At 43.6% G+C, this 14,612-nt stretch carries 13 protein-coding genes; 12 read left to right on the forward strand and 1 reads right to left on the reverse strand.

The features are described 5' to 3' along the window. Positions 1–32: 32 nt before the first annotated feature. The gene (locus ACO59Y_RS03355; RefSeq protein WP_486130632.1) at positions 33–1,127 is read right to left on the reverse strand and encodes a CYTH domain-containing protein; all 1,095 of its coding nucleotides are present in this window, start codon (positions 1,125–1,127) and stop codon (positions 33–35) included. A gap of 139 nt (positions 1,128–1,266) precedes the next feature. Here ACO59Y_RS03355 and ACO59Y_RS03360 point away from each other — a divergent pair, with 139 nt between their 5' ends. The 12 genes from ACO59Y_RS03360 to ACO59Y_RS03415 all read left to right on the forward strand — a co-directional run bounded on the left by ACO59Y_RS03360 (position 1,267) and on the right by ACO59Y_RS03415 (position 14,567). Beyond that, a complete protein-coding gene (locus ACO59Y_RS03360; RefSeq protein ID WP_373604181.1) occupies positions 1,267–1,947 on the forward strand; it encodes a TIGR00153 family protein in 681 nt (226 codons plus the stop codon). Positions 1,948–1,974: 27 nt separating this feature from the next. Continuing rightward, on the forward strand, positions 1,975–3,240 hold the full coding sequence (locus ACO59Y_RS03365; RefSeq protein WP_486130635.1) for an inorganic phosphate transporter: 1,266 nt from the start codon (positions 1,975–1,977) through the stop codon (positions 3,238–3,240). A 92-nt stretch (positions 3,241–3,332) separates the two neighbouring features. Then, positions 3,333–3,941 carry a TIGR04211 family SH3 domain-containing protein gene (locus ACO59Y_RS03370; protein WP_373604179.1) on the forward strand — a complete coding sequence of 203 codons (609 nt, stop codon included), beginning with the start codon at positions 3,333–3,335 and terminating at the stop codon, positions 3,939–3,941. A gap of 51 nt (positions 3,942–3,992) precedes the next feature. Continuing rightward, positions 3,993–5,243: a multifunctional CCA addition/repair protein gene (locus ACO59Y_RS03375; RefSeq protein WP_486130637.1), complete on the forward strand. Its 1,251-nt coding sequence runs from the start codon at positions 3,993–3,995 to the stop codon at positions 5,241–5,243. 65 nt (positions 5,244–5,308) lie between these two features. Continuing rightward, a complete protein-coding gene (gene lolB / locus ACO59Y_RS03380; protein WP_373604177.1) occupies positions 5,309–5,929 on the forward strand; it encodes a lipoprotein insertase outer membrane protein LolB in 621 nt (206 codons plus the stop codon). Continuing rightward, positions 5,929–6,843, forward strand: coding sequence for a 4-(cytidine 5'-diphospho)-2-C-methyl-D-erythritol kinase (gene ispE, locus ACO59Y_RS03385; RefSeq protein ID WP_486130639.1), 915 nt, complete (start codon positions 5,929–5,931; stop codon positions 6,841–6,843). Before lolB ends, ispE begins: the two co-directional genes overlap by 1 nt. Positions 6,844–6,860: 17 nt before the next feature. Then, entirely contained in the window at positions 6,861–7,808 is a 948-nt protein-coding gene (locus ACO59Y_RS03390; protein WP_373604175.1) for a ribose-phosphate pyrophosphokinase, read from the forward strand. Between the two features lie 201 nt (positions 7,809–8,009). Next, positions 8,010–9,908 carry an FTR1 family iron permease gene (locus ACO59Y_RS03395; RefSeq protein WP_486130641.1) on the forward strand — a complete coding sequence of 633 codons (1,899 nt, stop codon included), beginning with the start codon at positions 8,010–8,012 and terminating at the stop codon, positions 9,906–9,908. Between the two features lie 66 nt (positions 9,909–9,974). Further along, positions 9,975–10,493 (forward strand): iron transporter, encoded by a 519-nt coding sequence (locus tag ACO59Y_RS03400; protein ID WP_373604173.1) that lies wholly within the window; start codon positions 9,975–9,977, stop codon positions 10,491–10,493. Between the two features lie 183 nt (positions 10,494–10,676). Further along, positions 10,677–12,083: a Fe-S-containing protein gene (locus tag ACO59Y_RS03405; RefSeq protein WP_486130644.1), complete on the forward strand. Its 1,407-nt coding sequence runs from the start codon at positions 10,677–10,679 to the stop codon at positions 12,081–12,083. Between the two features lie 2 nt (positions 12,084–12,085). Continuing rightward, complete coding sequence (locus tag ACO59Y_RS03410; RefSeq protein WP_486130646.1) at positions 12,086–13,444, forward strand: ABC transporter permease; 1,359 nt, start codon at positions 12,086–12,088, stop codon at positions 13,442–13,444. Further along, entirely contained in the window at positions 13,434–14,567 is a 1,134-nt protein-coding gene (locus ACO59Y_RS03415) for an ABC transporter permease (RefSeq protein WP_486130648.1), read from the forward strand. Before ACO59Y_RS03410 ends, ACO59Y_RS03415 begins: the two co-directional genes overlap by 11 nt. Positions 14,568–14,612: the final 45 nt, after the last annotated feature.

Genomic DNA, 14,612 nt, shown 5'->3' on the forward strand with positions numbered 1-14,612 from the left:
TTTGTTTCCGATTGTTTAATAAAAAATAAAAGCTATACCGCCAATCGCATCAGTCGAATCATTCGATCAAAATAGGTTCGACTTTGCAGAAGCATCGTTAATTTTTCGAGTGTTTTAACGTTGTCCTTGCATTCGCTGTGAAAACGAATCAGGCTCTGAATCTCACTTAGAAAATATTGATTGCTTTTCAGAATATCGGTCCAATCGGTGACGTCTTTGGACTTGGCCATCGCTTCAATTATTCTTGGGTTTTCATCGTAATAATGATAAAGATTGAAAAACGCACCCACGCGTTCGACGGTTTTCATAAAATCTTGACTGAAAAACGCAATCGGAACAGCCAGCGTTTCCTCTACCAAAGTTTGCTCCATGGTGAGCACCGCATTGAACCTCGAATCCGACACCGCATTGAAACCCGCATCGGACATCGGATCGAGCACCGCATTGGAGGGTGTAGGGAAAGTCATCGCATTTGCTTCGCGTTGTGCTTGTAAAAAATCACGCCATTTATTGAGCCAATCCGTGACGGAAAAAGGTAGAGCTAATCGATAACCGCGCTTGGCTTTGCTGGCGCTGCTGAAATAAATATTTTGCGTAAAAGGCAAGGTTTCGACAAAATCGAAAAGATCTTTGACCTGGCCTTTTTTCAATTCAAATTCGATTTCGCAAATCGGCTCTTCACGTTCGCCTGCTATGATTTTGCCTTGGTCAAAGGCCACTTCGATATGCGAATGACGGAACGGAATCAACCAAAAAGTGCGCTTAAAATCCGTCGAAAAAACGATTTGCAACGGCTCATTCGGTAATTGTTCAAAAGGATATAATGTACGTAATTGTTCGTTAGTCGGAGTTTCTTTAGCGATAAGCGATAAGTTATATTCCGGACGATTATGCAATCCGCCCGCGACTGTTCCATCGGTTTTTAAGGTCAACGTAAATGTTTGCTCTTCTTGGCGAATGCGCAAGCCCATTTTTTGTTTGGCAAGAAAATGATCGGAATAATCGTAATAAGTGTTACCGAGAAAAATGCTTCCGTGTTCTAGCGGAGTGAATTGTTGTAGGTGTCGTTCTAAAAGAGAGAATGAGGCTGAAGATACCGCAAGTTTAAGTTCGATTTCATTATTCATAATAGTGAATCCCACTGAATTTAACTGTTTAAATATACAAGTAAGTGTAAATAAATCAAGATCTTTTTCGTGTAATTTGCGCTGAAATCAAGTAATATGCGCACGAATTTTTTTACCCCTTTTATGGAGTCAATCACTTATGGCAATGAATAATATTCTCGGATTATTTGCCCATTCGCCTTTAAAACCTTTGCAAAAACATTCCGATAAAGTGACCGAATGTTGCGATCTTTTAATTCCTTTTTTCGAAAAAACCTTCTTAAAGGATTGGGAAAATGCGGAAAATACCCGCTTGGAAATTTCCCAGCGCGAACGTGAAGCGGATACTCTGAAACGTGAAATTCGTTTGAAATTGCCTCGGGGTTTGTTCTTACCTATCGATCGTACCGATTTATTAGAATTGGTGACACAACAAGATAAGCTCGCCAATTATGCAAAAGACATTGCCGGACGTATGATCGGGCGCCAATTCGGCATTCCTGAAGAAATGCAGGAAGAATTTTTGCACTATGTGAAACGTAGCTTGGATTCCATTCATCAAGCGCATTTGGTGATTGAGGAAATGGACAAATTGCTGGAAACCGGTTTTAAGGGAAGAGAGTTAAATTTAGTCAACAATATGATTCAAGAACTCGATAGCATTGAAGACGATACTGATCAAATGCAAATTAAATTACGCAAAATGCTTTATACCATCGAAAGTCGCTACAATCCGATTGATGTCATGTTTTTATATAAAATTATCGAATGGGTCGGTGTGCTTGCCGACCAAGCTCAACGCGTCGGCTCACGCATCGAATTAATGCTGGCGCGTTCATAATAAAAATATCAACATAGGAAATTCACTATGGAAGTTATTCATCAATATGGAACATGGCTGGTATTGATTACCGCCGTTTTCGGTTTTTTTATGGCGTTCGGAATAGGCGCCAACGATGTTTCAAACTCAATGGGGACCTCGGTCGGTTCCGGCACGATTACAGCAAAACAAGCAATTATTATCGCATTAATTTTTGAATCTGCCGGTGCATATCTTGCCGGCGGCGAGGTAACGGAAACCATTAAAAGCGGCGTGATCGATCCGATGCAATTTACAGATACGCCGGATATTTTAGCGCTCGGTATGCTTTCTGCACTGTTCGCTTCCGGTGCTTGGTTATTTATCGCCACAAAAATGGGCTGGCCGGTTTCCGGTACGCACACTATTATCGGCGCAATTATTGGTTTTGCCTGCATTACACTCGGACCGGGTTCCGTCGATTGGTCGAATATCGGCAGTATCGTCGGTAGCTGGTTTATCACACCGGTGATTGCCGGTCTTCTCGCTTACGCAATTTTTGCCAGCACGCAAAAGCTCATTTTTGATACGGATCAACCACTTAAAAATGCGCAAAAATTCGGTCCTTATTACATGGGAATCACTGTGTTAGTTCTTTGTATCGTAACCATGACAAAAGGCTTAAAACACGTAGGATTAAACCTGTCTGACAGCGAAACGCTGATAATTTCCCTGCTAATCAGTGTTATCGGCATGCTCTTCTGCCATTTTTATTTTAAAAGTCGAGCTTTCACACAAGCGGTAAATAAAGGGTCCTTCGGTGCGGTAGAAAAAATCTTCAGCATTTTAATGTTATTAACCGCCTGCGCAATGGCATTTGCGCACGGTTCCAATGATGTGGCAAACGCCATCGGCCCCCTTTCTGCGGTGGTTTCTATCGTAAATGAAGGCGGTAAAATCATTTCCGGTGGCGCGCTTGCTTGGTGGATCTTACCGCTAGGCGCATTAGGTATCGCGGTCGGTTTAATCACCATGGGACAAAAAGTAATGGCGACCGTGGGTTCCGGCATTACCGATTTAACCCCGAGCCGTGGCTTCGCTGCACAATTTGCCACCGCGATGACGGTGGTGGTCGCCTCTGGTACCGGATTACCGATTTCCACCACGCAAACGCTGGTAGGCGCAATTTTAGGTATCGGTTTTGCACGCGGTATCGCGGCGTTAAATCTTACGGTTATTCGTAATATCATCAGTTCATGGGTGGTTACATTGCCTGCCGGCGCATTCTTTGCGACCGTCATTTTCTATACGTTACGGGCAGTCTTTCACCAATAAAATAAAAAAAGTGCGGTTAATCCGCACTTTTTTCATCCGATAAATATCCTATTAGAGGATGAATTTTTCAGCATTTTATGTAAGGGAGAATCATGTCAAAACTGAAGCTTTTATTGTCTGGTCTGCTATTCAATGCGGTGCTAAATTCCGCATACGCCGAAACGCAATATGTCACGGAAAATCTTAACACTTATCTTCGTCGCGGTGCGGGCGAGCAATTCAAAATTGCCGGTATGATTCAATCCGGTGAACAAGTCAATGTGTTGGAGCAACAAGGCAAATACAGCCTGATTCGCGACGGCAAAAACCGTGAAGCTTGGATCCTAACTGCTGAATTAAGTAAAACGCCAAGCAGCAAATTAGAAAACCCGCAGTTAAAGGCGCAAATTCAAGAATTGACCTTAAAACTCAATCACTTAGACAGCGATTGGCAACAACGTACCGTAGAAATGCAACGCCGCACCAAACAATCTGAGCAACAAAGCAACGAGTTGTTGGAACAAAATGCTCAGCTAAAACGCGAGCTTGAAATCACCAAAAATAAAAATCGTGATTTAGAAGCCGTGCTAGATGCGGGTAAACGCGAAATCGCCGTTCAATGGTTTATTTATGGCGGTTGCGTATTGGGCTTCGGCTTGTTACTTGGCTTAATTATTCCGCATATTCTACCGAGACGTAAACGTCGTGATGATTGGGCATAATCATGCATCATATTGAGTATTAATTTGACACTTGTTTTTTAAGGAAAAACGATGGAAATCTATTTAGTAGGCGGTGCGGTGCGCGATCAGTTATTAGGCTTACCAATTAAAGATCGTGACTGGGTCGTCGTCGGCGCTACGCCTGAAATGCTACTGTCGCAAGGCTACCAACAAGTCGGCAAAGATTTCCCTGTTTTCTTAAATCCTAAAACTAAAGAAGAATATGCGCTTGCACGAACCGAGCGCAAATCCGGCTGCGGTTATACCGGTTTTATTTGTGATTTTTCAGCGGAAATTACGCTGCAACAAGATCTGATTCGCCGCGATCTCACCATCAATGCGATGGCGTTAGACATGCAAGGCCGACTGCACGATCCCTATCATGGTAAGACTGACTTAGCGCACCGCATTCTACGCCATGTCTCCCCCGCATTTGCCGAAGATCCGCTACGCGTGTTGCGCGTCGCCCGTTTTGCCGCACGTTTTCATCACTTAGGTTTCACCATTGCGCCGGAAACCTTAACGCTGATGAAAACGCTTACCAAAAGCGGCGAACTTTCGTATTTAACCGCCGAGCGCGTTTGGTTGGAAACAGAAAAAGCACTTAACGAAAAAAATCCTGAAATTTACTTTGAAACGCTTCGCCAAATTGGTGCATTAAAGGTGCTTTTTCCTGAATTAAATGCGCTTTATGGCGTGCCAAATCCGCCGCAACATCATCCCGAAATCGATAGCTTTATACATACCATGTTGGTGCTGCAGCAAGCGGTAAAACTCACGCAAGACAAGCCGGAAATAAATAAAGGCGCAGTGTGTTTTGCGGCGATTTGTCATGACCTCGGTAAAGCACTCACGCCAGAAGAGATTTTGCCGCATCATTACGGGCACGAACAAGCGGGCATTAAACCAACACGCGAACTTTGCAAGCGGTTCCGTGTGCCAAATTATTATCAGGCGCTGGCGGAATTGGCTTGCGAATATCACTCGCATATTCACAAAGCCTTTGAACTTCGTGCAGAAACCATAATAAAATTATTTAACCGTTTTGATGTATGGCGAAAACCGCAACGCTTCCAAGAATTTTTACTCGTTTGCCTTGCAGACACGCGCGGTAGAACTGGTTTTGAGTATCAAGAATATCCGCAAATTGATTACATTAACGCCCTGCTTAACGTCGCAAATCAAACGGATGTACAACAAGTGATCGCCGATGGATTTGAAAAAGAAGGCATTCACAACGAATTAACCCGTCGCCGAAGCAAAGCGATAAGTGATGCCAAGAATACATATCAAGCCTGTTAGAACAAGCTTTACTCGATAAATTTAACCCCTTACAATACGCGCAATTTTTTGGTCGAAGCATTATCATGAAACAGTTAAAATTTTTCACCGCACTTTTCGCTACAGCGATACTTGGTGCCTGTACATCAGACCTCGAACGTCCTAACGATGTGCAATATCTTGATAAAAGCGATACAACTTGGCTTCAACATCTGCAAAAAATAGAAAAAATCCGCGCTTATCATGCCAAAGGGCAAATCGGCTACATCAGTCCGCAAGAACGTTTTTCCAGTCGCTTTGAATGGCAGTATCAAAACCCACGCTCTTACAGATTGAAACTTTATTCTTTAATTAGCAAATCCAGTTTATTAATTGAAATGCATCAAAACGGCATGACCGTATCCGATCACGACGGCAACCAACAATCTGCGAGTAATGCCAAATTATTGCTGCAAAAAATGATTGGCATGGATATACCGCTGGAACATTTGGCCTATTGGTTGAAAGGTCAACCAGCACCGCATTCGGATTACCAAGTGGGTCAAAATCATTTTCTCGGTGCTTTTAGTTATCCGCTCGACGGCTCCGTCTGGACAGCGGATTATTTAAGTTATCACGCGCAAAATGCTATGCCGGAAAATATTTTACTGAAAAATCAAAATACCTCTCAAACCTTAAAAATTCGCGTAGACGAATGGGAATTTTAATGAAAACTTACTCATTTTCGCACGTGCTTTCCTCCCCCGAGCTTGACCAACCGAACCGCTTTCCAAGCCCGGCAAAACTCAATTTATTCCTTTACATTAACGGCAAATTACCAAACGGTTACCACGAGTTACAAACACTTTTCCAATTCCTTGATTTCGGCGATTGGCTTGAAATTGACATTCGCGAACAAGACGATCAAATTCTAATTACACCCGAAATTTCCGGACTTAAAACTGAAGATAATCTGATTTATCGCGCAGCTAAATTATTGCAGAAAAACACACAAATCAAACAAGGCGCAAATATTCATTTGGATAAAATCCTACCTATGGGCGGCGGTGTAGGTGGTGGCTCCTCCAATGCGGGCACCGCATTGGTCGCGCTCAATGTACTTTGGAAAGCAAATTTGCCCGTTCATGAACTGGCCAAAATAGGCTTAATGCTAGGTGCCGATGTGCCGATTTTCGTACACGGTCATGCTGCATTTGCCGAAGGGGTAGGCGAAAAAATCACTTATTGCGAACCGAAAGAAAAATGGTTCGTCGTGTTAAAACCGGCCTGCTCTATTTCGACTGCGCTAATTTTTAACGCTCCCGATTTAGTGCGAAATACGCCAAAGCGCACGCTAAAAACTTTACTTAATTCGCCATACGAAAACGATTGCGAAAAAGTTGTACGAAATCATTACGCGGGCGTTGAAAAAGCCCTGAACTGGTTGCTAGAATATGCGCCGGCAAGATTAACAGGAACCGGCGCTTGCGTGTTCGCAGAATTTGATCGGGAAATCGACGCACAAGCCTGCTTTCAACAAAAACCGGCGGAATTATCCGGTTTTGTTGCGAAAGGACTCAATGTTTCTCCGTTACACCAAATGCTGAAACGATATTATCTCCCTAATTTATCTACAATCTAACCTGAGGTTATCACAACATGCCAGATATTAAACTCTTCGCGGGTAATGCGACTCCTGAACTTGCAAAGCGCATCTCCGAACGTCTATATATTTCACTAGGCGATGCGACTGTCGGTCGTTTCAGCGACGGTGAAATACAAGTTCAAATTAACGAAAATGTGCGCGGCGCAGATGTATTTATTGTCCAGTCAACTTGCGCACCAACCAACGATAATCTAATGGAATTAATCGTCATGGTGGATGCATTACGTCGTGCATCCGCCGGCCGTATCACTGCTGTTATTCCTTATTTCGGGTACGCTCGCCAAGACCGTCGCGTACGTTCAGCGCGGGTGCCGATCACTGCAAAAGTCGTGGCAGATATGCTTTCCACTGTAGGGATCGACCGTGTATTAACCTGCGATTTACACGCTGAACAAATCCAAGGTTTCTTTGATGTACCGGTTGATAACGTGTTCGGTTCGCCGGTGTTAATTCGCGATATTTTGAAAAAAACTGACCTTGAAAACCCAATCGTTGTTTCGCCGGATATCGGTGGCGTTGTGCGCGCTCGTGCTGTTGCAAAATTGTTAAACGACACAGATATGGCGATTATCGACAAACGTCGTCCGCGCGCAAATGTTGCACAAGTCATGCATATTATCGGCGATGTGGCAGATCGCGATTGTATTCTTGTAGATGATATGATCGACACCGGCGGCACTTTATGCAAAGCGGCCGAAGCCCTTAAGGAACGCGGCGCGAAACGCGTATTTGCTTATGCTACTCACGCAGTATTCTCCGGCGCCGCAGCGAAAAATCTCGCTAGCGATGCGATTGACGAAATTGTGGTCACCGATACCATTCCGCTTTCACCGGAAATGAAAGCCCTCGGCAAAGTGAGAGAGCTCACCCTTTCTTCTATGCTCGCGGAAGCTATTCGTCGGATTAGCAACGAAGAATCGATTTCCGCAATGTTCAACTAACTCGGTTCAAAAAAACTCAAAGGCATGGATTTCTTCCGTGCCTTTTTTTATTTTAAAAACATTTTAAAAAATATCCTGCATGTTGCCATTTTTTCACAAAATTTGATCAATATCACAAAACCATAAAATCTGCCTTGAGATTTTTTCTCACTCAAGCATAATAACAACCTAAATAAGAACAAATCGCATTTGGAGTTTTTAATGTTGCGTATAATTCGTTATGGCGCGTTGCTGTTTACTTTTTTCCTTTCACAACTTGCTTTAGCGCAAGATCACTACCAAGAACGAGTCGCAGACATTACCGCTCGATTGGATAAAACTACCGCCCTTCTCCGACAAAACAATCCTGATGACGCCCGTACGGAAGTGCAAATGGCTTATTTTGAAGTGTTTGAAAATTTAGAAGGACCAATTCGAATTAATTTCTCCGCACAAAAAAGTTATCAAATGGAAGCCGCCTTCGGTGAAATCCGTAAAATGATTGGCGAAGGTAAACCTCTCAATGAAATCCAAGCAAAAATCGATGGCTTAAAACAAGCGCTACAAGAGGTTCTTCCTTCGTTAACGGAAGGGCATCAATTAAATGCCGATGGGCAACATGACGTTTATCAAAACGATCAAATTCTGCCTTACTGGCAAGAGAGCTTTAAAACTATCGATGATCTCGTGGCGCAAGCTATCGAAGCCTATCAGCAAGGGGATTTTAGTAAAGCCAAACAGGCCTTCCAACAAGCGCAATATGACGGCTATAAAAATTCCGAAATGGAAATGGCAATTCGTACTCATCGTTCTTCCGAACAATCCGCGGCGATCAACCAACAATTCTATAATTTGATACGTTTAAGCGAACAAGCAGATCAAATGACGGAAATTGCCTATCAAAGTACCAATCTTTTGCAAGATATTGAAGAGCAACTACCGAGTTTACCGACCACACGCGAAGAACAAAACCGTCAATCAACGCAAGCGGCGCAAACCACCGAACAAGCAGAACAGGATTGGCAAAACATCGCCAAACAAGTGAATCAAAATATTCAACAAGCCATCATGCTTTATGAAAAAGGCGAACACAAAAAAGCAATTCTTGCCGTACAAGATACTTATTTCGACGTATTCGAAAACAGTGGTATGGAAAACAAAATCGGTTCGCGCGATAGCAATTTCAAAGCCGAATTGGAAGGCTATTTCACCCGTCTTGTAAGCTTAATGAAAGCCGAACAAGGAGATAAGTTACAAGAGCAAGCGAAAGGCTTATCCGACAGATTAAACCAAGCTGTCGATATGTTACAAGGTGGCGAACAAAGTGATTGGTCGTTGTTCTTATATAGTTTACTGATTATTTTGCGCGAAGGTTTGGAAGCTTTACTGATCGTTGCTGCGATTGTGGCATACTTAGTAAAAAATAATCATCAAGACAAATTGCCGGTAATTCGCCAATCCGTTTATGTCGCCTTATTCGCCAGCCTAGTGACGGCATTTTTCTTTCAACTTATCTTTGAAAATTCCGGACAAAACCGTGAACTGTTGGAAGGTTTCACCATGATCATCGCTGTATTTATGCTGTTTATGATGAGTTACTGGTTGCTTTCCAAAGTGGAAGCGCAAAATTGGAAACGTTATTTGGAAGGCAAAATTAGCACCGCATTGACGGCAGGATCACTCGCCGGTTTGTGGTTCACCAGTTTCTTGGCAGTCTATCGTGAAGGCGCCGAAACCGTGTTGTTCTACTATGCGCTAGCCGGCGATGCCAAAAGTGCTCTCGGTTTAACCTACCTTTTCGGTGGCTTTTTGGTCGGCGCATTATTACTTGCCATCTGTTACTTCATCATGCGCTACACTGTGGTGAAATTGCCGCTCAAACCGTTTTTTATGTTCACAGGCAGTTTTATGTATGTAATGGCGTTCGTATTCGCCGGTAAATCCGTACTGGAATTGATCGAAGGTAAGTTATTTGAACCAACCCTGATAAACGGTGTACCTGAAATTACGTGGTTGGGCATCTATCCTTACGTGGAAACCCTTATGCCACAAGGTATTTTAATTATCGCTGCCGTTCTTGCTTTAGCAGTGATGAAATATCAAAGCAAAAAAGTGAATTAAACGTAGGAACAAATATAATTTGTCCTTGCATGATATAAACCTAACCTTCATCTCAGGAGAAAAAATATGAAAAAAGCACTTATCGCGACCGCACTTGCAGCAGGTTTGTTTGCCGCTAGCGCTAACGCCTTTACCGAATATCCGATCGGTGAAGCCGTAACCATGAATGAAATGGAAATCGCTGCCGTGTATTTAAAACCGATTGATATGGAACCGCGTGGCATGGGTTTACCGGCGGCCAAATCCGATATTCACTTGGAAGCGGATATTCACGCGGTGAAAGGTAACAAAAACGGTTTCGGCGACGGCGAATGGATGCCGTACCTTACGATTAACTATACTTTAGTGAATACCGATACCGGCGAAAAACAAGAAGGCACCTTCATGCCGATGGTTGCCGGTGACGGTCCACACTATGGTGCAAACGTAAAAATGATGGGTGTGGGTAACTACAAATTAACTTACCACATCGATCCCCCATCAAAAGCCGGTATGCACCGCCATACTGACGAGGAAACCGGCGTTGGCCGTTGGTGGAAACCTTTTGATGTAAATTATGAATTTAAATTTACGGGGATAAAATAATCTCTGTTCCTTCCCTCCCTCTGTTTACAGAGGGAGGTACTGAAGGCGGAAGGAGGGAAAAAAGCGATTAAATCTAATGTTATTTTTGTAATATCGTTACAATCCCTCCCCCAGTCGCTACGCGACAGCTCCCTCTGTAAACGGAGAGAGCGAAGTTATTAACTTCAAGCTTTACACTAATCTATGAATTACTTCTTCACCTTCCTACTACAAACTCTGCTTCCCATCAGCCTTTTACTCGGTGCGGCATGGGCCAAATCTCGCGATCTTTACCTAAAAGGCATAATTTGGGGTTCGTTACTCGCCTTTTTTGTCGGTATTACTTTACGCCTGAATTCACCTGGCACACAAACTTTCAATCTCGGTTTTACAATTTTCTTGCTTGCGACATTCATTCTATTCGCCACCAGCCAATGTTTTAATGCACGCAAACTCGCTTATTTCTGGCAATTTTTATTGATGCTTATCGCCGGCAATTTATGGGCGAAGGATCCAAATATTGGCACGTTCACCAATATTGATGTCATCAACACCGATTTTATTTTGCACGCCAGTGCTGTTATTTTTGGCGTTATTTTTTGCGGGTCCCTCGGTGCTTGGATTTATTTTCTCTTCCAGCAAAGCGAAAAAACACACAAAAAATTCATCGCTCGATTTAAAAGTCTCATCGCGTTACTTTTAGTCTGCCTCATTATTCCAATCATCGGTGAATTGATGCTTAGTTTGATGAAATTGCAACTCATCGAACTCACTAAACCACGCTTAAGTTTCGTAGCAAAATCCGGCGAAATCACCGGTTATTTAAACTATATTTGTGTTGCATTAATTCTGTTATTTATCGGGCTATTCTACGGAAGCATTCACCGCGCCCGCATACAAGCCGTGGCACAAGCGGGAAATCCAATTGAAAAACGTCAAAAATTAGCAGCTGCACTAATTTCTCGTCGCCTCATCCGTTGGGGCGCGCTTGCTGCGGTAATTATTGCGACAAATCAACTCTACTGGGAAAAAATCGCCTCGCGTCCGCCTCAACTTTCTGAAGCGCAGCCGGTTACGTTAGATGAAGAGCAAAACGTACATATTCCTATTGAGCAAGTAAAAGACGGTAAACTGCATCGTTTTGTCTGGATTGCCGATGACGGAAAAGCGGTACGTTTTTTCATAATTAACCGCCAACCGGCGAAAATCAGTCTCGCAGCGGTATTTGATGCCTGCTTATTGTGCGGAGATCAAGGTTATGTGATGCAAGACAACCAAGTGGTCTGCGTGGGCTGTGGCGTACATATGTTTATCCCATCCATTGGCAAACCAGGCGGTTGTAATCCGGTGCCCATAGAAAATTGGCAACAAACGGAAAATGACGTCGTAATTAATCGTGCCTCTTTGGAGGATGGACTGAATTTATTTAGCACCATCGTGGAAATCAACGTGCAAGATCCGATTAGTGGCGCAAAGCTTAAAAACACCGAAACCGAGCACAAATACAGCTATGAAAATCACACTTATTTCTTTGAAAATGAGGAAAATCTTGAGCTGTTCCGCGATAATCCGGAAAAATACCTGGGTAACCTGAAAAAACAAGGGGAATAACGATGTTAGCAAGAATGTTATTTCAATCTTGGCGATTCGGCATTAAACGCAAATTATTGGCGATAATCACCATTTTCTTGGCGGCCTGCTTAGTTTCTGCGCTGCTTGCGGTATCTATCGACATCGGCGACAAAATGGCGAAAGAGCTAAAATCTTACGGTGCGAATATTTTAATCGAACCGGCCGGCAATGCGGTGCTCTCGGAGGAGTTCAATACCGGCACCGCATTGGCAAGCCAAGATTTTATTGATGAAAAAGAACTGCCGGCGATTAAAGATATTTTCTGGCGCAATAATATTGTTGGCTTCGCCCCACAACTGACGGCTACGGTTCAAGCTAAAAAGGTACAAGCTGAAAAAGCGTTGCCAATATCTGACGCTCATTCTGCTGCCACTGCGAGCGAAAACATCAGTATTCTCGGCACCTTTTTCGATCATCACATCGCCGTACCGGATGAAGATGACTATCACACCGGACAGCGTATTATTAGCCCCTATTGGCAAGTACAAGGCGAATGGGTGAATGACACAGAGGATAATTTCGGCGAACAAATTCCCGTACTCGTAGGCGCCCAACTTGCCAAACATAAAGGTTGGAAAATCGGCGATCGCTTAAATCTGCGTTATCAAGAAGGCGACATTAACAATCAACGTTTAATCAAAATTCAAGGTATTTTAACCACCGGTGGTGCAGAAGATAACCTAATCGTAATGCCGTTAAGCGCGGCGCAAGCCTTACTCGGTTTGGAAGGTAAAGTACAATCGGTCAAAGTGTCCGCGCTGACAGTGCCGGAAAATACGCTTTCCCGCAAAGCACGTATCAATAGCGATGCGTTAGATGCGGAAGAATACGATCGCTGGTACTGCACAGCCTACGTTTCCTCCATTTCCCACCAATTGGAAGAAGCGATTTCCGGCGCAGTAGTACGCCCGATTTGGCAAGTGGCGGCATCGGAAGGTATCGTAATCGGTAAAATTCAATTATTGCTTGCCGTCGTGACCATAGCGGCATTAATCGCAGCGGCAATGGGGATTGCTTCGTTAATGAGCTCCTCTATTATCGAACGAGCAAAAGAAATCGGCTTAATGAAAGCGCTTGGCGCTTATCAATGGCAAATTGTATTACTATTTTATTGCGAAGCGATTCTCAGTGCGTTTATCGGCGGCGCTTTTGGTTGTATTGCGGGCTGGGGATTGGCGAAATTTATTGGTACAACATTATTCGGCGCGCCATTAAGTTTTGCTTGGATTGTCATTCCATGCGTGTTGGCATTATCCGTCCTTATCGCGCTAATCGGTACTTGGTTCCCAGCGCACCGCATTGCCAAATTGTACCCGGTGGAGGTGCTGTATGGCCGCTAATAAAACGATGTTCTGGCGTTTAATTTTCCGTGCGCTTCGCTTGCGTTTACAACGCGTAACAATTATTTTCACCGCGCTTGCTGTGGGCGCAAGTATCGTGACAGCGATGGCCGCCGTGTATTTTGATATCAACACAAAAATGAGCCAAGAATTGCGCACTTTCGGTGCCAATTTCTATATCGGTTCGACAACTGGCGGTATGATTGAGGTCAATCGCTTTGATGAGATATTACAACAAGCCCCACACGGCTTAATCAGTGCCGCCAGCCCTTATATTTATGGTGTTGCACGTAGTGAATTGGAAAAAATCGTCATCATGGGGGTACGCTTTGAAAATATGCGTATTCTTGCGCCTTATTGGCAAATTAGTGGCACACCAATTAATGTGAACTTTGACGATCGCAATGCGATGATCGGCAAAACCTTGGCGGAACGCCTCCACTTAAAAATCGGCGATAAATTGCAATTGAGCAAAAATTCGATAGAAAAACATCAATTTACCATTAAAGCCATTGTAGAAGCCGGCGACGCCACCGACAACATGCTGATCGTGAATCTTGATTTTGCACAAAATTGGTTGGAAAAAGAAGGGCTTGCCAATAATGGCTTACTTAACGTAAAAAACGAATCCGGCCAAGCGGATAGTTTTGCCGAAACAATCATGCAGCGATATCCCGATATGGTTGCGCGCCCAATTCGTAAAGTATCGGCCTCTGAAGGACAGATCTTGGATAAAATCAAAGGCTTGATGGGATTAATTTCACTGGTGATTTTAGTGTTGGCGACACTTTGCGTGAACACCACCTTAATCGCAATTGTTGGCGAACGCGCTAAAGAATTTGCCCTACAAAAAGCCTTAGGTGCAAAACAATCGGATATTATTAAACAAATCTGTACGGAAATTTTAATTATCGCTGCAGCAGCTATCATTGCGGGCTTAATTTTTGGCTATTTATTGGCGCAAATTTTAGGATTCACCGTGTTTAAAGCCTACATCGATATGCGCTTGCCGGTAATTCCCATCACTATTGTTTTATCATTATTCGTCGCCTTGATCGCGGTAATCGTACCGACCCGCCGCGCACTAAAAATTCAAATGGCGAATGTTTTGAAGGGAGAGTAATTTTTATGTCTAGGGTAATTCGTTACTCTAGGTTAAGCATAGCCC

It is taken from the genome of Rodentibacter sp. (genome assembly GCF_057314195.1).

Coding starts and splice junctions, on each gene's coding strand:
- ACO59Y_RS03355 (WP_486130632.1), bottom strand. CDS start 1,127: ATGAATAATGAAATCGAACTTAAACTTGCGGTATCTTCAGCCTCATTC.
- ACO59Y_RS03360 (WP_373604181.1), top strand. CDS start 1,267: ATGGCAATGAATAATATTCTCGGATTATTTGCCCATTCGCCTTTAAAA.
- ACO59Y_RS03365 (WP_486130635.1), top strand. CDS start 1,975: ATGGAAGTTATTCATCAATATGGAACATGGCTGGTATTGATTACCGCC.
- ACO59Y_RS03370 (WP_373604179.1), top strand. CDS start 3,333: ATGTCAAAACTGAAGCTTTTATTGTCTGGTCTGCTATTCAATGCGGTG.
- ACO59Y_RS03375 (WP_486130637.1), top strand. CDS start 3,993: ATGGAAATCTATTTAGTAGGCGGTGCGGTGCGCGATCAGTTATTAGGC.
- lolB (WP_373604177.1), top strand. CDS start 5,309: ATGAAACAGTTAAAATTTTTCACCGCACTTTTCGCTACAGCGATACTT.
- ispE (WP_486130639.1), top strand. CDS start 5,929: ATGAAAACTTACTCATTTTCGCACGTGCTTTCCTCCCCCGAGCTTGAC.
- ACO59Y_RS03390 (WP_373604175.1), top strand. CDS start 6,861: ATGCCAGATATTAAACTCTTCGCGGGTAATGCGACTCCTGAACTTGCA.
- ACO59Y_RS03395 (WP_486130641.1), top strand. CDS start 8,010: ATGTTGCGTATAATTCGTTATGGCGCGTTGCTGTTTACTTTTTTCCTT.
- ACO59Y_RS03400 (WP_373604173.1), top strand. CDS start 9,975: ATGAAAAAAGCACTTATCGCGACCGCACTTGCAGCAGGTTTGTTTGCC.
- ACO59Y_RS03405 (WP_486130644.1), top strand. CDS start 10,677: ATGAATTACTTCTTCACCTTCCTACTACAAACTCTGCTTCCCATCAGC.
- ACO59Y_RS03410 (WP_486130646.1), top strand. CDS start 12,086: ATGTTAGCAAGAATGTTATTTCAATCTTGGCGATTCGGCATTAAACGC.
- ACO59Y_RS03415 (WP_486130648.1), top strand. CDS start 13,434: ATGGCCGCTAATAAAACGATGTTCTGGCGTTTAATTTTCCGTGCGCTT.